A 19,952-nucleotide genomic window follows, 5' to 3' on the forward strand; every position below is an offset into this window, starting at 1 on the left:
CCTCCGTTATTGAGCGTTGCGCTTGTCGATCGCTTGAATCAAGCGCTGCGCCAGGGCCGGGTAGTTCTCATCGAAGTGATGGCCACCTGGCAGCTGGAGCTTCTCGCCGGTGTCGGTGGCTTCGGTACAGCCGCTTTCGTCGGCTTCCTCGGCGCCATAGACGCACAGCACCTTCGCCCCGGGCACCTTGGCCAGCTCCACGCCGGTGGGTGCTTCCTTGCCTTCCTGGCCAAGCCAGCCTTCCACCTGGATCTCGAAGCTGCCGCTGCGGGCAAACGCCAGCAGGATCATGCTGCTGACCCGGGCCTGCTCCTCGGCGGGCAAGCGGTTGTAGATAGCTGGCAGTACGTCCGCGCCGAAGGAGTAGCCCGCCAGCACGAAGTGCTTGGCGCCCCATTTCTGCCGGTAGTACTGCATCAGCTCTACCAGGTCTTCGGCGCTTTCTTCCGGCGACTTGTGTTGCCAGTAGTAGCGGAGCGTGTCGATGCCCACCACGGGGTAGCCGGATTTGGCCATGTCTTCGGCCACGTCCTTGTCCAGGTCACGCCAGCCGCCGTCACCGGAGAGGAAGAGGGTTACGGTGTCATTAGGTTTGCTCGACGGCACTTCGACCACGGGCATTTTCAGGCCTTTGTCGTTTTCTCCCATCACCGCTTGGGTCAACTGCGTCTTGAGCAGTTGCGGGAGCTTCACGTCGTAGTCGCTGATGCTGTTCTGGGCGTTCGCCTGGCCGCGTACGAAGGTAGCGCTGACGTCGTCCGGCCAGTCATTCCAGGCAACTGACCAGCTGCCGTGGTCGGCTTTTTTCGGTACCTCGGCCTTGCAGTTGGGCTGCTCGACGGTGAAGTCCACCGACACTGCCCGGGCCTTGTCGTTGGCTTGGGTGGCAAGCCAGTGCCAGGCAAGCGAGGCGCCCGGGCCAATGCCACCGACAACGTCGGGAGCGGCTTTCAACTGCTTGAGCGCCGCATCGAAGGCGGCCTGCTGGGCAGCGCAGTCTTCCTTGGGCAGAACCACCTGAATGATGCGCGCCGCGCCTGTGCGGCTAAGGTCGGTCAGCTGCCGCTCTGTGAGTGCCTGGTCGGCCGGCACCGCCACCGCCATTACGCTTTTCGCGCGCTGGCCTGGGGTTACCAGGGTCGCTTCGCTGCCGTCACTGAGTTTTACAGGCTCTGCCGTTGCAGGTGGCACTGGACGGTTTACCCACCAGAAAACCACGGCTGCCACTACGATCACGATCAACAGCGCAAACAGCGCGGGGCGCCAGTAACGTCGAATCATCAGCGTTTCACCAATCCAGTCAGGCCGCCCGCGATAAGGGCGGCGGTGTCAGCCAGCGCCACGAGCGGATCCAGCCCCGCGGGCACGGCCATGTAACGAGGTTCCCAGTCAGGCTGAAACTTGTCCTTGAACCGGCGAAGCCCCTGGAAGTTGTACAACTGCTCCCCCCGGCGGAACACCATCGAGCCCAGCCGCTGCGTGAGGGGCGCTCCGCGCCGCGGTTGCAGGCCAGACAGCGGCACCATGCCCAGGCTGAAACGGCCGTAACCCAGCTGTTTGTAATGCTGGATCAGCCCCACCATCATGAACTCCATGGTCAGCTTTGGCGCTTCCGGATGTGAGCGCATCAGGTCCAGGCTGGCCAGTTCATGGCTGTTGGTTTCCAGCAGGTTGGCGAATGCCACCGGCCGGCCCTGGAAGTGAATGATCACGATACGGAAATGCTTGAGGTAGTCCGGGCTGAAGCGGCCAAGGGAAAACCCCTTCTCGCGTACATTCTTACCTGATAACCAGGCGTCGGAGATAACTTTCAGTTCATCGAGCGGCGCGGTGCCGGGCTCGTAGATTTCCATGCTCAAGCCGTCGCGCGTGCCCCGGTTCCAGGTGTAGCGCAGGTCTTTCATCTCCTTGCCCTTGGCCTCGAGATCGAACCGGCGCAGGTCCACGCGGGCTTCCTCGCCCAGCTTGATGGCGGTGAGGCCGATGTCCATATAGAAGGGCAGGTTCTCGGCCCGCACCTGATAGAACACCGGGCGCGCATGGTGGAAATCGCACAGGTCGCGGAACTGCCAGATCATCTCTGCCCGGGGCTGGGTAGGCCCGATGGGGTCATACAACGCCACCAGGCTGCGGCCACGACGGGCATACATCAGGAATGCCTTGTCGTTGGGGTGGAACAGCAACGCCTTGTCGCCGGTAAGCGCCAGGCCACCATCGGGTTGATGCGAGGCCATGAGGATCTTGTGCGCCCGCTCCAGTTCGTCTCGGCCGGGCAGGTGAATCACCGGCCGCGCAGTGCGCAGCAGCCAGGTCAGAACCACCACCACCAGCAGCACCGCGCTGCCCAGTGCCGAGCGCAAGCCGCGGGGGGCATCGGCATCCAGGGTGAACTGCCACCACAGGCGGTTGTTATAGGGCACATCCTGATAGGCGAAGAACAGCAGCCAGATCGATGCGCCAACCACACAGGCAGCGGCCATAAGGTAGAACGGGGACAGCGGCAGCTCCATCAAGCGGCTGGGCCGGTAGAACGAACGACGGAACACTGCCAGCAGGCAAGCGGTGAGCGTGAGCACGCTGGCCTCTTCCCAGTCGAAGCCTTTGAGCAGCGATAACAGGGCGCCCACCAGCAACAGGATCACGGTCAGCATCCAGGCCGCAGAGAGACGACGGCGCAAGCCTTGCGCCAGCAGCAGGCAAAGCACGCCGATCAAGCTTGCCGCGAAGTGCGAGGCGTCGATCAGCCGGTGCGGGATCAAGAAGCCCATGTGCCGCAGCCGGGTGTCGATTTCCGGAGTGGCGCCCGAAAACAGCAGCACCATGCCTGACAGGAACACCAGCACTGCCAGAATGGGCGCGGCCAGCCCCGAAGCCGCCCGGATGGCATTGCGCGCGAACAGCAGGCGGCGGGCCTCCGTGGCTAGCAGCCACAGGCAGGCAACCAGGAACGGCAGCATTACATAAATGAGCCGATAGAGGAGCAGGGCAGCGGCCAACGGAGCGGCGCCCAGTTGATCGGCAAAGGCGGCCAGCAGGATGGCTTCGAAAACGCCTACACCGCCGGGTACATGGCTGAGCACCCCGGCAGCCAGTGCCAGCAGGTAGACCAGCAGGAAAGCGCCGAAGGGCGGCGCCTCGGGCAGCAGGCTATAGAGCACGGCCGCTGCGATCGCGACATCCAGCGCCGTGATCACCAGCTGCAGCAGGCACAGCCGCAGTGATGGCAGCCGCAGGGTGCTGCGCCCGGCACGAACGATGAGATTGTGCGGGAACGGCTGCACAGGCGCACGTCGACGGTACACACCTACCGCCAGCCCCGCCGTGAGTAGCAACACCGCTGCGGCGATTACCCCGAGCAGCGCTGGTGACAGGCGCAGGGCAGTGGACGCAGCTGATAGGTCACTAAGGCAAGCGAGCGCCGCCAGGGGGGGCAGCGCGCAGCCCAGCGAGAGGCTGGCGAAAAGCGTCATCCGCGCCACTTCGGCAGGGCCCGCGCCCTCGCGCGAGTACAAGCGGTACCGGACGGATCCGCCAGACAGCAGCGATAGCCCGACCGCATTGCCGATGGCAAACGCAGTGAAGCCGCCCATTGCCAGCGTGCGCGGGCCAAGGCTGGCGCCAGCGTACCGCGATGCAGACCATTCATAGCCCAGCAGCACTACAAACCCGGCGACGGTGAACCCTAGCGCGGCCAGCAGCGCGGAACTCGGCGTTGCCGCTACCGAATCGTGGAGTGCATAGATGTCCAGGTCGCGAAGCATCCGCCGGCAGGCGATCAGCGCGATGGCGAACATGACCAGGGTAAGCCCTATCCCCAAAGGCTGGCGGTACCGGCTCAGCAGGTCCAGCCACCGTAGCCGGCCGCGGGGTAGAGGTTCTGGAGAAGTTGGGGTGTCGTTTACTTCAGGCATTTCGGGGCGCATCAATGACCTCGCCTATTGAGCGCGACAGGATGGAGGTATCTGAACAACTTACCAATCCCTACAAAATGAAATTTTTGCGAAATTCTGCGCCTGCCCGCTCTTCGACCAGACCCCTCCGGCGGGAGGGAAGTTCATGCTCACAGTAGTTGGACCAGACAGGACCAAGGTTGGCACAGGCAAAAAAAAAGGCCACTTTTTCAAGTGGCCTTTCTTCAATTGGTTGCGGGAGCCGGATTTGAACCGACGACCTTCGGGTTATGAGCCCGACGAGCTACCAGACTGCTCCATCCCGCGTCTGTGGTTGCGCATTATAGGGGCGTTTGGCAGGAAGTCAACATGAATCTGCTTCACGACCTCTGCCCATCAGTTCACGCTGCCCGGGGGGGGGCTCGGGTGAGGTTCAGCGGTGATTCAAGCGCAATAAAAAAGGCCACTTTTTCAAGTGGCCTTTCGTATTTGGTTGCGGGAGCCGGATTTGAACCGACGACCTTCGGGTTATGAGCCCGACGAGCTACCAGACTGCTCCATCCCGCGTCTGTGGGGTGGATTCTACGCTTGCCGCTGCGCATGTCAACCGTTATCTGAGAAAAACTGCTTTTGGGTCAAATGTTTAGCGCTCGCCCGAAGCGCTACGACACAGCGGAGCGGGCGAGGCGCTCGAAAACACTGTATATTCATTCACCTGTATCAAACGATTTCGATCAGTGATGGCACAGCGGAAAATACTTCATATCGACTGCGACTGCTTTTATGCCGCCATCGAGATGCGCGACGATCCCCGGCTTGCGGGCAAGCCTCTGGCCGTGGGCGGTTCCGCCGATCGGAGGGGCGTGATCGCCACCTGTAACTATGAAGCGCGTGCCTATGGGGTGCGTTCGGCCATGTCCTCGCGGCATGCGCTGAAACTGTGCCCAGACCTCACCATCGTAAGGCCCCGCTTCGATGCCTATAAAGAAGCCTCCCGGGAAATCCACGCGATTTTCCAGCAGTACACCGACCTGATCGAGCCGCTGTCGCTGGATGAGGCCTACCTCGACGTTACCGAATCGCCACATTTCAGTGGCAGCGCAACGCGCATTGCCCAAGCCATCCGCCAGGATGTTGCCCGGCGCTTGCATATCACTGTGTCAGCGGGGGTGGCGCCCAACAAGTTTCTTGCCAAGATCGCCAGCGACTGGCGCAAGCCCAATGGGCTGTTCGTCATCACGCCTGCCGAAGTGGACGCCTTCATTGCCGACCTGCCTGTTGCCAAGCTGCATGGGGTAGGCAAGGTCACGGCCGAAAAGCTTGTTCGCCTGGGCATAGAACGCTGCACCGACCTCCTGGAGTGGTCACGGTTGAACCTGATCCGGGAGTTTGGAGGTTTTGGGGAGCGGTTGTATCAACTGGCGCGGGGTATCGACGAGCGCCCCGTGCATGTGGATAACCGGCGGCAGTCGGTGAGTGTAGAAAACACTTACGACCAAGACCTTCCGGGGCTGGATGCCTGCCTGGATAAACTGCCCGAGCTGATGGAAACCCTTGCCGGCCGCTTGCAACGGATCGATGACAGCTACCGGGTGGGAAAGCCCTTCGTAAAGGTAAAGTTTCACGACTTCACCCAGACTACCCTCGAGCAGGCCAACGCCGCGAGGGACCTGAACAGCTACCGCAGCTTGCTGACCCAAGCCTATGCCCGCGGAAACAAGCCCGTGCGTTTGCTAGGCATAGGGGTGCGTTTGCACGACCTGCGCGGTGCGCTTACCCAGCTGGAATTGTTTGGAGAATAGAGGCGGCGCCCACACCCCTGTAGGAGGCTTCCCACAGGGTCCGCTATTGCACTGGAAACAACGTTGTTCCATAGGAGGCCGGGGTGGGTTACGGGTCTACCTTGCGGCCCGCATCCTTGGCCAAGGCCTTGATGAAGTCACGCTGCAACTCCGGATCGTTGTGGGTGAGCTCGAGCAAGCTCTGTTGCAGTTCATTGGCTTCATCTTCGAAGCCCAGTTGCGACAGCCGCTTTACCCGGTACACCCATTGGCTTACCTCGTCGTCCTCGAGGTCGTCATAGATAAGCTTATGAGCCTCGGTGACCCGAGTCCGCAGGGTAGGGGCCAGTTGCAGCGTGGCCGTGGCACGTGAGGTGCCGTCATCATCCCTGGCCGTCAGCACCAGCCGATCCACATGTTGCAACTCCTGATCGGCGAACGGCGCATCCAGCAGGTTCAGGCGCAAGTAGCCCTTGCGGTCCGTGTTCAGGGCATAGACTTCCGGGCCTGCGGTGACTTCAACGGGCTTTTCAGCCCAAGGCTCCGAGGTCACTTCCTGCCGCTTGTCACCTTGCACTTCGTCAATTGCGGCCAGGTTCTGCTCCGCACGGCCATTGGACTGCGCGTTCATGAACGGGTTGATCCCGGCAAAGCCGTAGTTGATCCAGCCGTGCGTGATGTTTTCTGGCAGCCGGCCAAACAGCACCACGTTGAGCGCATTGGCTGCCACGCCGCCAACGATCGCCACCGCGCCCAACGGAACCTCATAGAGCTCCCGCCAGGCTTGATACGGCGTGTAACGGTCATAACGGCGGGTTACGTCGAAATCCGTTGCCTCGAACGTAGCCTGTTCCATTACCCGAACCCGACGTTGGGGCTGGTCCATCAACGGCTCGCCAATGTCCACCGAAAGGTGATGCTCGATGGGTTTGCGCTCGGTACGTGCCTCATGCTCGCTGCGCTGGGACATCTGGTTCGCACAGCCGGCCAGGAAGCAGGCGCCGCACAGGGCGGCGACACCGGGCCAGGAAAAACTTCGTGTAGACATGAACGCTTACTCGGTGATCAACGGCCTAGGCGTGCCCGCAGGAACGGCAGTACTTCGGTCACATCGAGGCTCTGGACGTCGCTTTCGGTCCGCTGCTTGTACTCCAGCTTACCTTCGGCCAGCGAGCGATCGCTGATAACGATGCGGTGAGGGATGCCGATGAGTTCCATGTCGGCAAACTTGATCCCCGGGCTGGTTTTCTTGTCGCGATCATCCAGCAATACCTCGATACCAGCGGCGGTGAGCTCGCGGTAGAGGGTATCGGTGGCTTCGCGCACCTGCTCGGTCTCGTAGCGCAGTGGTACCAGGGCCACCTGGAAGGGGGCCAGGGTATCGCTCCAGATGATCCCGTTGGCGTCGTGATTCTGCTCGATCGCAGCGGCCACCACGCGGGACACGCCAATGCCGTAGCAGCCCATGGTCATGGTCACCGGCTTGCCGTTCTCGCCTAGTACCTGGGCTTTCATCGCTTCGCTGTACTTTGTGCCCAGCTGGAAGATATGGCCCACTTCGATACCGCGTTTGATCTCCAGGGTGCCCTTGCCATCCGGGCTAGGGTCGCCCTCGACCACATTGCGCAGGTCGGCGATTTCCGGCAGCGGCAGGTCACGCTCCCAGTTCACGCCAAAGTAGTGCTTGTCGTCGATGTTCGCGCCCACGGCAAAGTCGCTCATCATGGCCACGGAGCGGTCAATGATGCAGGGCAGCGGCATGTTCAGCGGGCCCAGCGAGCCTGCACCGGCGCCGATGGCCTCGCGCAGCTCGGCCTCACCGGCCATTGCCAGTGGGCTGGCCACCAGCGGATGGTTGGCGGCCTTGATTTCGTTCAACTCGTGATCGCCGCGAACGACCAAAGCGATGAGCTTGCCGGCTTCGGCAGCCTGCACCACCAGGGTTTTGACGGTTTTTTCGATGGGCAGGTTGAAGCCTTCCACCAGTGCAGCGATCGTTTTGGTGTTCGGCGTGTCCACCAGGCGCAGCGCCTCGGCGGCGGCAGCGCGGGCGGTTTCCCGTGGCAGCGCTTCGGCCTTCTCGATGTTGGCGGCGTAGTCCGAGCCGTTGCTGAACACGATGTCGTCTTCACCCGACGATGCCAGCACATGGAACTCGTGGGAGCCGGCGCCACCGATCGAGCCGTTGTCGGCTTCGACAGGGCGGAAGTTCAGGCCCAGGCGGGAGAAGATGTTGCAGTACGCCTGGTGCATGCGGTCATAGGTTTCCTGCAGGGAAGCCTGATCGGCATGGAAGGAGTAAGCGTCCTTCATGATGAATTCGCGGCCGCGCATCAGGCCGAAGCGCGGGCGGATCTCATCGCGGAATTTGGTCTGGATCTGGTACAGGTTGATCGGCAACTGTTTATAGCTGTTCAGCTCGTTGCGCGCGATGTCGGTAATCACTTCTTCGTGGGTAGGGCCCGCGCAGAAATCCCGGCCGTGCCGGTCCTTGAGGCGCAGCAGTTCAGGGCCGTATTGCTCCCAGCGGCCGGATTCCTGCCACAGTTCGGCAGGCTGGATACCCGGCATCAGCACTTCCAGGGCGCCGGCGGCGTTCATTTCCTCGCGCACGATGGCTTCCACCTTGCGCATCACCCGCAGGCCCATCGGCAGCCAGGTGTACAGGCCGGAGGCGAGCTTGCGAATCATCCCCGCGCGCAGCATCAGCTGATGGCTGATGACCACCGCGTCGGACGGGGTTTCTTTCAGTGTGGCGAGCAGGAATTGACTGGTGCGCATGGTAGGCCGTGTCGGTTGCTGAATTCAGATAGAGCTGGGCATTGTACGGAGCAAGCGCCGCCAATGAAAAGCCCGGCGCTGGGCCGGGCTTTTCGATGGAGCAGTTACCCGTGATTCGATTACAGGATCGAGATCGGGTAGTCGACGATCAGGCGGAACTCGTTGACGTCGCCATCTGCCTCGGCGTCGTTACCACGATGCCAGGCTTGGCGAATACGGAACGACAGGTCCTTGGCAGCGCCTTCCTGTACAACGTATTTCGCTTCGACGTTGGTTTCGTGATGCTTGCCGTCGTCGCCATAGCCGTAAGCGGCATACGGGCTGTCGGCAGCGATCTTGGTGCCGTCGATGTCATCGCCGTAGGCGTAACGGGCCATGAAGCTCAGGCCTGGAACACCGAAGGTGGCCATGTCCAGATTGTACTGCAGCTTCCAGGACTTCTCGCCAGGGCCGTTGAAGTCGGAGTACTGGATGGAGTTGGCCAGGAAGATCGAATCGCCACCCTTGTTGTTGTCGCCGATACCGATGTAGTCAAAGGGCGTGTCGCCATTGACCTTCTGGAACGACAGCGTCAGGGTTTGGCCAGGCATGAAGGCATAAGCAGCCGACAGCGAGTAGGTGTTGTTGTCGATGTCGCCCAGCTTGGAGCTGCCTTCATCGGTGGTGCGGTAGTAGTTGAGGTCGAAGGTCAACGACTGGTCGCCGGTCAGCGGCAGAACGTAGTTCACGTTACCGTAGTACTGGTCCCACAGGTCCTCGAGCTTGCTGCCATACAGGCCGAAGGACAGTTGATCGTTCAGGGCATAACGGCCACCGATGTAGTCAGCGGTGTTAGCACTGACGCCGCCGTACTGCGACCAGATCTCGCCGTCACGATTGGTAGTGTTCTGGCTGGTACCGGAGTAGAAGTGCCCGGCTTCGAGGTCCAGGCCAGCGACTTCGCTGCTCATCAGCATGATGCCGCTAGCGGTCTGCGGCGTCAGGCGGCTGCCACCCACGGCAAATACCGGGCTGGTGCTTGGCTGCTGGTCGCCGATTTTCAGCAGGGTTTTGGAGATGCGGAACTTGGCAGCGACGCCAGCCTTGCTGTAGTTGCTCTGGTTATCGCCATCGTCGGAGACGGTCAGGTTACCCGAACCTGCGTAGCGGTCAGGACCCCACAGCTTCAAACCACCGTAGGCGAAAGCATCCACACCCACGCCGATGGTGCCGGTGGTGAAGCCAGAGCTGAAGACACCTTGAACGCCTTGGGTCCAGTCACGTTGATCCTGGCCGGCATTGTGACCGCGGTTGAAGTAGTAGTTGCGAAGCAGCAGGTTCAGCGTGCTGTCTTCAACAAAACCCTTGGCTTCGGCCTGATCGCTGACGAAGGCTTCAGCCATTGCCAGTTGCGAGGTCGCCGCCGCGGTTACTGCCAGTGCGATTGCGCTCCACTTCATCACTCTCATCGTGACTTGCTCCTTTGGTTTTTAGGAAGAGTACTGCCGGCCGCTTGGTTTTTTATCAGGTCGGCTCTTTCTTTTCTGGATGGCGTAACCGGGGTTGCGCCCACCTTGTTCTGTTCTGAGTGGCACTGCGAAGGTTTTCAAAACCCAGTCCGCATGCGCCGTAAATCTGTTACGTCGTGTTTGCCTGCCTCGTTCATTCGCGAGGTAAGGTCGGGGCCGACGTCCCTGCCGAGTAACCGACGTATCGAAGCAATTGCAACAACTGTGCTCAACTCTTCCGCCAGCTCACATTTTTTTCACTTTTTTTCGCGAGGCAACGGAAAACCCCGCTGCCACTGGGGTCAAAGGCCCCTTGGCTCGGGCTTGACACCCTTCACGCTTTAATATGGTGCTCCGCAAAACCTCGGCAGAGTGTTACCAATGTCACGTTACTTATTGATGATCAACGGTTCCGGTGCACTGATAGTAGCCGCCATGTTCCTAAATGGTGCGAAAAGTAGCACTGGCGCTGACAGAGGCTAGCCCAAACCTGCCGCTTGGCAAGCCCCTGTCCGATCGCGATCGTTAGGGTAAAGGCTTTTGGTGCCAGATACGGCGCCGACTCAGCCATTTGTACCCGAAACAGCAGCGCGCAAGCCTTGTATTGGTGCGGCTGCTCACTTTAATGATCCAAAGCGGAGCGGCGCCAGGTGAACCTTGGCGTCCCATGGCACAATTGCCGCTTTCGTTCCACAGGAGCTCGCCATGTTCGACCTCGATCCACGCCTGCAGGCTGATACCTGGGTGCTGGGGGATTTTCCCCTTTGCCGAATGCTGCTCAGCAAAGATGCCAATTATCCCTGGCTGATCCTTGTGCCGCGTCGTGCGGCTACCACTGAAATATTCGAGCTCACCGAGGCCGAGCAAGCCCAGCTTGCGGTAGAAACCGCCCAGCTCGCCGAAGGCATGAAAACGGCACTGCAGGCCGACAAGATAAATGTCGCCGCCCTGGGTAATGTCGTGGCGCAGCTACATATTCACGTGATTGCCCGGTACACGGCAGACCCGGCATGGCCAGCTCCGGTATGGGGAAAGGTGTCGGCGGTTGAATATCGCCCTGAACAGCTCGATGCGCTGAAAGACACGCTGCGGGCCGTGCTGCCCGCCACGTTCACGTGGGTAGAGAATTGATGAACACTGACGACCGAGTCACCGAGCTCGAAACCCGCCTGGCGTTCCAGGATGACACCATCCAGGCTTTGAACGAGGTGCTGGTGGAGCAGCAACGCCAGTTGACCCATATGCAGGCGCAACTGGGGCAGTTGATAGAGCGTTATCGGGAAATGGCCGGCGGCCAGTTTGAAGAGGGCGGGGAGGAACCCCCACCGCCCCATTACTGATACGCGATTACCGGCCCGGAGCGGCCGCCACCACGTCTTCGGCTTGCAGGCCTTTGTCACGGTTCATTACAGAGAACTCTACGCGCTGGCCTTCGACCAGTACGCGGTGGCCTTCGCCACGGATGGCGCGGAAGTGAACGAAGATGTCATCACCCGAATCCCGGGAAATGAACCCGAAGCCCTTCGAGGTGTTGAACCACTTCACGGTCCCGGTATCGCGGTTGGCCGCGTTGAAGTTCGCCGGCGCGGGGGCTACGTATTTCTTCGGGCGGCTGGCTGCAAGCTGCAGGATCACCGCAGCCAGCATGGACAGCAGGCCAAGCCATACTGCGGGTTCGCCTGCTACCAACGGCAAGGGGGCGTAGAGCACCAATGCCTGGAGCACCGCGGCCAGCACCAGCAAGGCACTGACAAAGCCTTGCAGCGTTTGCCGCGGGTTGTGTTTCCACTGCGGGATCAGCGGAGCGAACAGCAGGTTGCCCAACCCGATGAAGGCCAGATGAAAGGCATCGGTCTGCGACAGGTACGGCAGGGCGCCCGGCGCAAGGCCGGGCAGGGCTGCCAGGAGCAATGCGCCCGCGCCCGTTAGGAGATGAACGTTTTTCAACATGTTTATGACTCACATTTTTTCAGAGGATCAAGAAGCGCTGATCCCTCGTGGCACACGTGTGTGATGTGAACGGACGACCGGAGGGATAGGCCTATGCGCCAGCGCACCGGCCCTGCACGACAACCGCATGGAACAGAAAAGGAAGCGGTGACTCGAAGGGAATTGGAAATGCGCGAGCGACACCCTGACTATTTAACAGGAAACCACCCCCCGGACTCAATTCCATCCGGCTGGCGTGGCACTTTGCACACTATTTGCCGACGTCCGGCGCGCGGCACTGTCGCAAAGGGAAAGCTGCGCCATTCTGGCGCTCTTGTTACAGTAGCCGGCGCACCTTTTGAAACGTTTAAACCAACAAGGGGAACTCCATGGCAATTGATATCGGTATCAATGAAGAAGACCGCAAGTCTATCGTTGACGGCTTGTCGCGCCTGCTGGCGGACACGTACGTGCTGTACCTTCAGACGCACAATTTCCACTGGAACGTCAGCGGCCCGATGTTCCGCACCCTGCATTTGATGTTCGAAGAGCAATACAACGAACTGGCCCTGGCGGTCGACTCGATTGCCGAGCGTATCCGTGCGCTGGGCTTCCCGGCTCCTGGTACGTATGCCACCTACGAGCGCTTGTCGAACATCAAGGTTGAAGAGGGCGTGCCTGCGGCCGAGGAAATGATCAAGCAGTTGGTCACCGGCCAGGAAACCGTGGTTCGCACCGCGCGCAGCCTGTTCCCGCTGCTGGAAAAGGTGAGCGATGAGCCTACTGCCGACCTGCTGACCCAGCGCATGCAAACCCACGAGAAAACCGCGTGGATGCTCCGCGCCATGCTCGAAAACCAATAGCGGCGTAGCCGCGAGCTGCAAGTTGTCAGCCGCAAGCTTCAAGACGAGATGAGGTGGGTTCGGCACCGTGATCAACTTGTAGCTTGCAGCTTATGGCTTGCAGCTCCAGGCCTGCGGCCTGAAGGCCGTTTTCCTACCTTCCTTATCGATTCGCTCCCTCCCGCCTTCCACGTTCCAGGGTTTAGATAAGCCTGGGCTGCGCCGTTGCGTGCGCGGACACTGCCAAGGAAGGTGCTGTGATGTTTACCGATTGCCCTAATCCCGTTCGCGGCTGCGGCGCCGCGAAGCTGCTGCTTGATCCATTCCAGAAAGATTTCGACATGGCGCTGGCGCAGCCCACTGCCCGCTCGGTGAGGCTTAACGGTTTCGCTACCTGCCTGCGCCTCGAGCAGGTGTACTGGAACATTCTCGAGGCCCTGGCTGGGCGAAACGGGTGCTCGGTGAGCCAGTTGTTGTCGTATCTGGATCGGGAAGTGCATTTGCGCCACGGCGGCGTGAAGAATTTCAGCGGGCTGGTACGCGTGGTGTGCGTGGCGTATCTGCTGGAACAGGACCGCCAGGGCGGTGCATCAGGTGGTCATTGACTGCTTTAAGGCGATGAACGCATAGCGGGGCGCTTGCAGGTGGGCGCGGTTAACCAGATATAATTCCGCGCTTACGTCAACCAGCGCCCTTCAGGGCCACGTTTGTAGCCGAGCGCCTGTAATATGCCCCTGTACAATTACCAATGCGAAAGCTGTGGTCACCAACTGGAAGCCATCCAGAAAATCAGTGACGCCCCCTTGACCGACTGCCCGGCCTGCGCGGCGGCACAGTTGAAGAAAACCGTATCGCGCGCGGGTTTCCGCCTTGGCGGCACTGGCTGGTACGAAACCGATTTCAAGACCGGTGCCAAGAAAAACCTCGCTGGCGCCGACAAGGCCGACTGAGTTGCCCCCCTTCGCCGGGTGCTGCACACTCCCCGGTAATGCGGGCCTGCCCGAACACGACTGACTATAAGTGAACCAACCATCATGATGCGCAGCCACTATTGCGGCCAATTGAACGAGAGCCTGGACGGCCAGGAAATCACCCTTTGCGGCTGGGTCCACCGCCGTCGTGACCATGGCGGGGTAATCTTCCTGGACATCCGCGACCGTGAAGGCATGGCCCAGGTGGTCTTCGACCCTGATCGCGCCGAGTCCTTCGCCGCCGCCGACCGCGTACGCAGCGAATACGTGGTGCGTATTTCCGGCAAGGTGCGCCTTCGCCCGGCGGGCGCGGTAAACCCGAACATGGCCTCCGGCGCCATCGAAGTGCTGGGCTACGAGCTCGAAGTGCTCAACGAAGCCGAAACCCCGCCGTTCCCGCTGAACGAATACTCCGACGTGGGTGAAGAAACCCGCCTGCGCTATCGTTTCATCGACCTGCGTCGCCCGGAAATGGCCGACAAGCTGCGCCTGCGTTCGCGCATTACCAGCAGCATCCGTCGCTACCTCGACGAAAACGGCTTCCTGGACGTCGAAACCCCCATCCTCACGCGTGCCACTCCCGAAGGCGCCCGTGACTACCTGGTACCGAGCCGCACCCACCCCGGCAGCTTCTTCGCCCTGCCGCAGTCGCCCCAGCTGTTCAAGCAGCTGCTGATGGTCGCCGGGTTCGACCGCTACTACCAGATCGCCAAGTGCTTCCGCGACGAAGACCTGCGTGCCGACCGCCAGCCGGAATTCACCCAGATCGACATCGAGACCAGCTTCCTCGACGAAAGCGAGATCATCGGCCTCACCGAAGGCATGATCCGCAAGCTGTTCAAGGAAGTGCTGGACCTGGAATTCGGCGAATTCCCGCACATGACCTTCGAAGAAGCCATGCGCCGCTACGGTTCGGACAAGCCAGACCTGCGTAACCCGCTGGAATTGGTTGACGTTGCCGACCAGCTCAAGGACGTGGAATTCAAGGTGTTCAGCGGCCCGGCCAACGATCCGAAATGCCGCGTAGCCGCCCTGCGCGTGCCAGGCGGCGCGAGCATGCCGCGCAAGCAGATCGACGATTACACCAAGTTCGTAGGCATCTACGGTGCCAAGGGCCTGGCGTACATCAAGGTCAACGAGCGCGCCAAGGGCGTGGAAGGCCTGCAATCGCCCATCGTGAAGAACATCCCTGAGGCCAACCTCAACGTGATCCTGGATCGCGTGGGCGCAGTGGACGGCGATATCGTCTTCTTCGGCGCCGACAAGGCTAAGATCGTCAGCGAAGCCCTGGGCGCGCTGCGTATCAAGCTCGGTCACGACCTCAGCCTGCTTACTTGCGAGTGGGCGCCGATGTGGGTCGTGGACTTCCCGATGTTCGAAGAGAACGACGACGGCAGCTTCAGTGCCTTGCACCACCCGTTCACCGCACCCAAGTGCAGCCCGGCAGAGTTGGAAGCCAACCCGGCTGGCGCGCTGTCCCGCGCGTACGACATGGTGCTCAACGGCACTGAGCTGGGTGGTGGTTCGATTCGTATCCATCGCAAGGAAATGCAACAGGCCGTATTCCGCCTGCTCGGCATTCAGGCGGAGGAACAGGAAGAGAAGTTCGGCTTCCTGCTCGACGCGCTCAAGTTCGGTGCTCCGCCCCACGGCGGCCTGGCCTTCGGCCTCGATCGCCTGGTGATGCTGATGACTGGCGCGCAGTCAATCCGTGAAGTCATTGCGTTCCCGAAAACCCAAAGCGCTGCGGACGTCATGACCCAGGCACCAGGGGCAGTGGACGCCAAGGCGCTGCGCGAGCTGCATATTCGCCTGCGCGAACAGCCCAAGGCCGAATAAACGGGCGCGCCCGCGCGTAGCCCGGTAATTCCCCGCGCCCCCGCCGCGTTTCACGCGCGGGGGCGGTTTGTTATGAAATCGTTTCGGAGTCTGTATGGCCGGTCATTCCAAGTGGGCGAATATCAAGCACCGCAAAGAACGCCAGGATGCCAAAAGGGGCAAGATCTTCACTAAGTGGATTCGCGAGCTTACAGTCGCGGCCAAGCAGGGTGGGGGCGATCCTGGTTCCAACCCGCGCCTGCGCCTGGCACTGGACAAGGCCCTGGGCGCCAACATGAGCCGCGACATCATCGATCGCGCCATCGCTCGCGGCGTGGGCTCTACCGAAGGCGAGAACGTCGAGGAACTGGGCTATGAAGGTTACGGCCCGGGTGGCGTGGCCATCATGGTCGAAGCCATGACTGATAACCGTAACCGGACCGCAGCCGCAGTGCGCCATGCTTTCAGCAAGTGCGGCGGCAACCTGGGGACCGATGGTTCGGTGGCGTACCTGTTCGAGCGCAAGGGCCACCTCAGCTTCGCCGCCGGCGTGGACGAAGACGCCCTGACCGAAGCGGCCATCGAGGCCGAAGCCGACGATGTAGTCAGCCACGAAGACGGTTCGGTGGACGTATTCACCTCGTTCGCCAGTTTCTACGGTGTGCGCACGGCGCTGGAAGCCCAGGGTTTCAAGGCGGTTGATGCCGAGATCATCCTGGAACCCAGTACCCAGGTTGACCTGGACCGCGAGGGCGCTGAAAAAGTGTTGAAACTGATCGATATGCTCGAGGACCTGGACGACGTGCAAAACGTTTATTCCAACGCGGCCATCGCCGATGACGTCATGGAACAGCTCGGTTGAGCCTTATTCTCGGGATTGACCCCGGTTCGCGTATCACAGGCTATGGCGTGGTGCTTGATCGTGGCCTGGGGCGAGGGTGCGAATACATCGCCTCAGGCTGTATCCGCACCGGTAGCGGCGAGCTGCACGAGCGCCTGCAAGTGGTCTATCGCAGCGTGCGCGAAGTGATTGCCGCTCATGGCCCGGTAACCATGGGCATCGAGCGGGTGTTCATGGCGCGCAATGCCGACTCTGCCCTGAAACTGGGGCAGGCGCGGGGTGCGGCGATCGTTGCGGCAGCGGAAGAGGGCCTGGAAATCGCCGAGTACTCGGCCACTCAGGTCAAGCAGGCGATCACCGGTACCGGTGGCGCGAGCAAGGAGCAGGTCCAGCTGATGGTCATGCACCTGCTCAAGCTCACCACCAAACCGCAGATCGATGCGTCCGATGCCTTGGCGATCGCGCTCTGTCACGCTCACACGCGCTCCAGCCTAGTTCCGCATGGCTTGAGCACTGCCCGTAGCCGCGGCGGTCGCCTACGGCTCTGAGCGCATCATCCCTTACAACATTTTTATTTGCCGACGCTGCTCATGCTGCGATCATGCGCACTGGCTCGTGAAGGGCCCCGGTTCCCTCATGGGTGTCGGCATTTCAGGACTTTTACGTGATCGGACGCTTGCGCGGCACCCTGGCGGAAAAACAACCGCCTCACCTGATTCTCGATGTGAATGGGCTTGGCTACGAGCTGGAGGTGCCCATGACCACGCTTTATCGCCTGCCGCCGGTGGGCCAGCCGCTTACCCTGCACACGCACCTGGTTGTGCGTGAGGATGCGCAGCTGCTGTATGGCTTCTACGAGCGCCGCGAGCGAGAGCTGTTCCGCGAGCTCATCCGGCTCAACGGGGTAGGCCCCAAGCTGGCTCTGGCCTTGATGTCCAGCCTGGAGGTGGATGAGCTGGTGCGCTGCGTGCAGGCGCAGGACACCAGTGCCCTGGTCAAGGTGCCGGGTGTGGGCAAGAAGACCGCCGAGCGCTTGCTGGTGGAGCTCAAGGATCGCTTCAAGGCCTGGCAAACCTCACCGGCGATGTTCGAGCTGGTACCCGATGACGGCGTAATACCGCGCGCGCCGGTGGCCACCGCCGAAACCGACGCGGTCAGCGCGCTCGTTTCGCTGGGCTACAAGCCGCAGGAGGCCAGCAAGGCTGTGTCTGCCGTGAATGAAAAAGGGCTGTCCAGCGAGGACCTTATCCGCCGGGCGCTCAAGGGGATGATCTGACGTGATCGAAGCCGACCGTCTCATATCCGCCGCCGGGCGAGACCGCGAAGATCAACAGGATCGCGCCATCCGGCCGCTCAAGCTGGCCGAGTACATCGGCCAGCCCGTGGTGCGCGAGCAGATGGAGCTGTTCATCCAGGCGGCTCGCGGGCGCTCCGAGTCCCTCGACCATACCCTGATCTTCGGGCCGCCCGGGCTGGGCAAAACCACCCTGGCCAATATCATCGCCGAAGAAATGGGCGTCTCGATCAAGAGTACTTCCGGGCCAGTGCTGGAGCGCCCTGGTGACCTGGCTGCGATGCTCACCAACCTCGAGCCTCACGACGTCCTGTTCATCGATGAGATTCACCGGCTGTCGCCGATTGTCGAGGAAGTGCTGTATCCAGCCATGGAAGACTTCCAGCTGGACATCATGATTGGCGAAGGGCCTGCCGCCCGCTCCATCAAGCTGGACCTGCCGCCGTTTACCCTGGTGGGCGCGACCACCCGCGCCGGCATGCTCACCAACCCGTTGCGCGACCGCTTTGGCATCGTTCAGCGGCTGGAGTTTTACAGCGACGCAGACCTGGCCACCATCGTTGCCCGGTCCGGGCGCATCCTCGGCCTGGCCATCGACGCTGAAGGTGCCTACGAAATCGCCCGTCGGGCCCGGGGTACGCCGCGTATCGCCAACCGCCTGCTGCGGCGTGTGCGCGATTATGCCCAGGTGCGTGGCAAGGGTGACATCACCAAGCCCGTGGCAGACCTGGCGCTCAACCTGCTGGATGTGGACGAGCGTGGCTTCGACCACCAGGACCGCCGGCTGCTGCTGACCATGATCGAGAAGTTCGATGGCGGCCCGGTTGGCGTGGATAACCTGGCCGCGGCGATCAGCGAGGAACGGCACACCATCGAGGACGTGCTGGAGCCTTACCTCATCCAGCAGGGCTACATCATGCGCACGCCGCGGGGGAGGGTGGTCACACGGCACGCCTACCTGCATTTTGGCCTGAACCGGCCCGAACGTTTCGAGCCAGGGCCCTCCGAGGAGTTGCAATGAAAGGGTGCGGGCGGGCTGATCGAATGCGCGTTTCGATGGTCATAGGGGCTGTTGTGACGGTTGGGTCGTCTGGAGCCTCCAAGTCATTGAAAAAACAATTGCTCGGCCGGATTGGCAACCCAGGGAGTTCGCACTAGAGTATGCGCGCGCAAAACGGGCTTGCGCCGTTCGTTCATCGTTGTCGCGTGTACTACGAAGACACCGATGCCGGCGGCATCGTTTACTACGTCAATTACCTCAAGTTCATGGAACGGGCACGCACCGAGCGTCTGCGCGAGCTGGGCTATGTCCAGTCCGTGCTCGCGGCGGAAAACCTCCTGTTCGTCGTTCATTCCAGCGAGGCGCGCTATCACGTGCCGGCGCGGCTGGACGACGAACTACTGGTGAGCGTCGAGGTAAGTGAGTTGAATCGCGTCAGCCTGCGGTTTGTGCAGCAGGTACGGCGAGCATCGGATCAACGGCTGTTATGCGAGGGCCAGTTCCTGGTGGCTTGCGTGCGTGCCGACAATTTCAAACCCCGAGCCATTCCACCCGCCATGCATGCGGCATTTGCCGCCGATGATGGCTTGGGTACAACTAAAGAGCAGGAGAACCAGCGTGGAAGCTAACGCCGTCGACCATACCTCCATGTGGAGCCTGGTCAGTAACGCCAGTATCGTGGTGCAGCTGGTGATGCTGATCCTGGTGGCCGCCTCGGTCACCTCGTGGGTCATCATCTTTCAGCGCAGCAACCTGATTCGCGCGGGCCGTCGTGCCCTCGATTCCTTCGAAGAACGCTTCTGGTCCGGGATCGACCTGTCGAAGCTGTATCGGCAGGCCGGCAGCAACCCTGACCCGGATTCGGGAGTGGAGCAGGTCTTCCGCGCCGGCTTCAAGGAGTTCTCCCGCCTGCGTCAGCAGCCAGGGGTAGACCCGGATGCCGTCATGGAAGGCGTGGGCCGAGCCATGCGCGTAGCCATCTCCCGCGAGGAAGAAAAGCTCGAGCAGACGCTTCCGTTCCTGGCGACCGTAGGTTCCACCAGTCCGTACATCGGCCTGTTCGGTACCGTATGGGGGATCATGAACTCCTTCCGTGGCCTGGCCGCCGTGCAGCAGGCCACCCTCGCTACCGTGGCGCCGGGTATCGCCGAGGCACTGGTTGCCACCGCGATCGGCCTGTTCGCGGCCATCCCTGCGGTGATCGCGTACAACCGCTTCGCCGCGCGCAGCGAAACCCTGATCAGCCGCTACTACACCTTCGCCGACGAGTTCCAGGCGATCCTGCACCGCAAAGTGCACACCAGCGAAGAGTAAGCAG

At 61.4% G+C, this 19,952-nt stretch carries 19 protein-coding genes, 2 tRNA genes and 1 pseudogene; 13 read left to right on the forward strand and 9 right to left on the reverse strand.

Translation table 11 applies throughout. The features are described 5' to 3' along the window. Positions 1-6 precede the first annotated feature (6 nt). The 4 genes from AC3Z8Y_RS04640 to AC3Z8Y_RS04655 form a co-directional block, all read right to left on the reverse strand. The gene (locus AC3Z8Y_RS04640) at positions 7-1,281 is read right to left on the reverse strand and encodes a virulence factor family protein (RefSeq protein ID WP_490088653.1); all 1,275 of its coding nucleotides are present in this window, start codon (positions 1,279-1,281) and stop codon (positions 7-9) included. Next, positions 1,281-3,923 carry a bifunctional lysylphosphatidylglycerol flippase/synthetase MprF gene (gene mprF / locus AC3Z8Y_RS04645; RefSeq protein WP_490088654.1) on the reverse strand — a complete coding sequence of 881 codons (2,643 nt, stop codon included), beginning with the start codon at positions 3,921-3,923 and terminating at the stop codon, positions 1,281-1,283. Before mprF ends, AC3Z8Y_RS04640 begins: the two co-directional genes overlap by 1 nt. A 217-nt stretch (positions 3,924-4,140) precedes the next feature. Further along, positions 4,141-4,217, reverse strand: a tRNA-Met gene (locus AC3Z8Y_RS04650). Between the two features lie 163 nt (positions 4,218-4,380). Continuing rightward, a tRNA-Met gene (locus tag AC3Z8Y_RS04655) sits at positions 4,381-4,457 on the reverse strand. A gap of 173 nt (positions 4,458-4,630) precedes the next feature. Between AC3Z8Y_RS04655 and dinB the strand changes: the two genes are divergently transcribed. Continuing rightward, positions 4,631-5,692 carry a DNA polymerase IV gene (dinB, locus tag AC3Z8Y_RS04660; RefSeq protein ID WP_490088655.1) on the forward strand — a complete coding sequence of 354 codons (1,062 nt, stop codon included), beginning with the start codon at positions 4,631-4,633 and terminating at the stop codon, positions 5,690-5,692. A gap of 88 nt (positions 5,693-5,780) precedes the next feature. Here dinB and AC3Z8Y_RS04665 read toward each other — a convergent pair whose 3' ends face one another. The 3 genes from AC3Z8Y_RS04665 to AC3Z8Y_RS04675 all read right to left on the reverse strand — a co-directional run bounded on the left by AC3Z8Y_RS04665 (position 5,781) and on the right by AC3Z8Y_RS04675 (position 9,900). Then, positions 5,781-6,719, reverse strand: coding sequence for a hypothetical protein (locus AC3Z8Y_RS04665; RefSeq protein WP_490088656.1), 939 nt, complete (start codon positions 6,717-6,719; stop codon positions 5,781-5,783). 17 nt (positions 6,720-6,736) lie between these two features. Then, the gene (locus tag AC3Z8Y_RS04670; protein ID WP_490088657.1) at positions 6,737-8,452 is read right to left on the reverse strand and encodes a proline--tRNA ligase; all 1,716 of its coding nucleotides are present in this window, start codon (positions 8,450-8,452) and stop codon (positions 6,737-6,739) included. A 119-nt stretch (positions 8,453-8,571) separates the two neighbouring features. Beyond that, on the reverse strand, positions 8,572-9,900 hold the full coding sequence (locus tag AC3Z8Y_RS04675; RefSeq protein WP_490088658.1) for an OprD family porin: 1,329 nt from the start codon (positions 9,898-9,900) through the stop codon (positions 8,572-8,574). A gap of 744 nt (positions 9,901-10,644) precedes the next feature. Between AC3Z8Y_RS04675 and AC3Z8Y_RS04680 the strand changes: the two genes are divergently transcribed. Next, complete coding sequence (locus tag AC3Z8Y_RS04680; protein ID WP_490088659.1) at positions 10,645-11,070, forward strand: HIT family protein; 426 nt, start codon at positions 10,645-10,647, stop codon at positions 11,068-11,070. Next, complete coding sequence (locus tag AC3Z8Y_RS04685) at positions 11,070-11,279, forward strand: SlyX family protein (protein ID WP_490088660.1); 210 nt, start codon at positions 11,070-11,072, stop codon at positions 11,277-11,279. The genes AC3Z8Y_RS04680 and AC3Z8Y_RS04685 overlap by 1 nt, the downstream gene beginning before the upstream one ends. Positions 11,280-11,286: 7 nt before the next feature. Here the strand turns inward: AC3Z8Y_RS04685 and AC3Z8Y_RS04690 are convergent, their stop codons facing one another. Continuing rightward, positions 11,287-11,484 carry a cold shock domain-containing protein gene (locus AC3Z8Y_RS04690; RefSeq protein WP_225776263.1) on the reverse strand — a complete coding sequence of 66 codons (198 nt, stop codon included), beginning with the start codon at positions 11,482-11,484 and terminating at the stop codon, positions 11,287-11,289. 84 nt (positions 11,485-11,568) lie between these two features. Then, positions 11,569-11,889 (reverse strand): annotated as a pseudogene (locus AC3Z8Y_RS04695) (cold shock domain-containing protein membrane protein); the annotation flags it as partial. A 368-nt stretch (positions 11,890-12,257) separates the two neighbouring features. On the opposite strand from AC3Z8Y_RS04695, the gene AC3Z8Y_RS04700 reads away from it, so the two are divergent. The 10 genes from AC3Z8Y_RS04700 to tolQ all read left to right on the forward strand — a co-directional run bounded on the left by AC3Z8Y_RS04700 (position 12,258) and on the right by tolQ (position 19,948). After that, positions 12,258-12,731: a Dps family protein gene (locus AC3Z8Y_RS04700; protein ID WP_181117246.1), complete on the forward strand. Its 474-nt coding sequence runs from the start codon at positions 12,258-12,260 to the stop codon at positions 12,729-12,731. Between the two features lie 239 nt (positions 12,732-12,970). Further along, positions 12,971-13,315 carry a ribbon-helix-helix domain-containing protein gene (locus tag AC3Z8Y_RS04705; RefSeq protein ID WP_490089934.1) on the forward strand — a complete coding sequence of 115 codons (345 nt, stop codon included), beginning with the start codon at positions 12,971-12,973 and terminating at the stop codon, positions 13,313-13,315. 123 nt (positions 13,316-13,438) lie between these two features. Then, a complete protein-coding gene (locus tag AC3Z8Y_RS04710) occupies positions 13,439-13,660 on the forward strand; it encodes an FmdB family zinc ribbon protein (RefSeq protein WP_181117248.1) in 222 nt (73 codons plus the stop codon). An 84-nt stretch (positions 13,661-13,744) separates the two neighbouring features. Beyond that, entirely contained in the window at positions 13,745-15,520 is a 1,776-nt protein-coding gene (gene aspS / locus AC3Z8Y_RS04715; RefSeq protein ID WP_490088661.1) for an aspartate--tRNA ligase, read from the forward strand. A gap of 94 nt (positions 15,521-15,614) precedes the next feature. Further along, positions 15,615-16,361 (forward strand): YebC/PmpR family DNA-binding transcriptional regulator, encoded by a 747-nt coding sequence (locus AC3Z8Y_RS04720; protein ID WP_490088662.1) that lies wholly within the window; start codon positions 15,615-15,617, stop codon positions 16,359-16,361. Next, a complete protein-coding gene (ruvC, locus tag AC3Z8Y_RS04725) occupies positions 16,358-16,888 on the forward strand; it encodes a crossover junction endodeoxyribonuclease RuvC (protein WP_181118801.1) in 531 nt (176 codons plus the stop codon). Before AC3Z8Y_RS04720 ends, ruvC begins: the two co-directional genes overlap by 4 nt. A 116-nt stretch (positions 16,889-17,004) precedes the next feature. Further along, entirely contained in the window at positions 17,005-17,616 is a 612-nt protein-coding gene (gene ruvA / locus AC3Z8Y_RS04730) for a Holliday junction branch migration protein RuvA (RefSeq protein ID WP_490088663.1), read from the forward strand. A 1-nt stretch (position 17,617) separates the two neighbouring features. Next, the gene (ruvB, locus tag AC3Z8Y_RS04735) at positions 17,618-18,655 is read left to right on the forward strand and encodes a Holliday junction branch migration DNA helicase RuvB (RefSeq protein ID WP_181117253.1); all 1,038 of its coding nucleotides are present in this window, start codon (positions 17,618-17,620) and stop codon (positions 18,653-18,655) included. Between the two features lie 140 nt (positions 18,656-18,795). Then, positions 18,796-19,263, forward strand: coding sequence for a tol-pal system-associated acyl-CoA thioesterase (gene ybgC, locus AC3Z8Y_RS04740; RefSeq protein WP_490088664.1), 468 nt, complete (start codon positions 18,796-18,798; stop codon positions 19,261-19,263). Beyond that, entirely contained in the window at positions 19,253-19,948 is a 696-nt protein-coding gene (tolQ, locus tag AC3Z8Y_RS04745) for a protein TolQ (protein ID WP_168082076.1), read from the forward strand. Before ybgC ends, tolQ begins: the two co-directional genes overlap by 11 nt. The last annotated feature ends 4 nt before the right edge of the window (positions 19,949-19,952 follow it).

This window comes from Pseudomonas sp. 3MAES_34.3B, assembly GCF_058145875.1.

What these genes read in the sequence shown, in the direction of transcription:
- AC3Z8Y_RS04665 (WP_490088656.1), bottom strand. Translation starts at nt 6,719, where the DNA reads ATGTCTACACGAAGTTTTTCCTGGCCCGGTGTCGCCGCCCTGTGCGGC.
- AC3Z8Y_RS04700 (WP_181117246.1), top strand. Translation starts at nt 12,258, where the DNA reads ATGGCAATTGATATCGGTATCAATGAAGAAGACCGCAAGTCTATCGTT.
- AC3Z8Y_RS04675 (WP_490088658.1), bottom strand. Translation starts at nt 9,900, where the DNA reads ATGAGAGTGATGAAGTGGAGCGCAATCGCACTGGCAGTAACCGCGGCG.
- AC3Z8Y_RS04685 (WP_490088660.1), top strand. Translation starts at nt 11,070, where the DNA reads ATGAACACTGACGACCGAGTCACCGAGCTCGAAACCCGCCTGGCGTTC.
- AC3Z8Y_RS04705 (WP_490089934.1), top strand. Translation starts at nt 12,971, where the DNA reads ATGTTTACCGATTGCCCTAATCCCGTTCGCGGCTGCGGCGCCGCGAAG.
- dinB (WP_490088655.1), top strand. Translation starts at nt 4,631, where the DNA reads ATGGCACAGCGGAAAATACTTCATATCGACTGCGACTGCTTTTATGCC.
- AC3Z8Y_RS04640 (WP_490088653.1), bottom strand. Translation starts at nt 1,281, where the DNA reads ATGATTCGACGTTACTGGCGCCCCGCGCTGTTTGCGCTGTTGATCGTG.
- AC3Z8Y_RS04680 (WP_490088659.1), top strand. Translation starts at nt 10,645, where the DNA reads ATGTTCGACCTCGATCCACGCCTGCAGGCTGATACCTGGGTGCTGGGG.
- aspS (WP_490088661.1), top strand. Translation starts at nt 13,745, where the DNA reads ATGATGCGCAGCCACTATTGCGGCCAATTGAACGAGAGCCTGGACGGC.
- AC3Z8Y_RS04670 (WP_490088657.1), bottom strand. Translation starts at nt 8,452, where the DNA reads ATGCGCACCAGTCAATTCCTGCTCGCCACACTGAAAGAAACCCCGTCC.
- AC3Z8Y_RS04710 (WP_181117248.1), top strand. Translation starts at nt 13,439, where the DNA reads ATGCCCCTGTACAATTACCAATGCGAAAGCTGTGGTCACCAACTGGAA.
- ybgC (WP_490088664.1), top strand. Translation starts at nt 18,796, where the DNA reads ATGCGCGCGCAAAACGGGCTTGCGCCGTTCGTTCATCGTTGTCGCGTG.
- mprF (WP_490088654.1), bottom strand. Translation starts at nt 3,923, where the DNA reads ATGCGCCCCGAAATGCCTGAAGTAAACGACACCCCAACTTCTCCAGAA.
- AC3Z8Y_RS04720 (WP_490088662.1), top strand. Translation starts at nt 15,615, where the DNA reads ATGGCCGGTCATTCCAAGTGGGCGAATATCAAGCACCGCAAAGAACGC.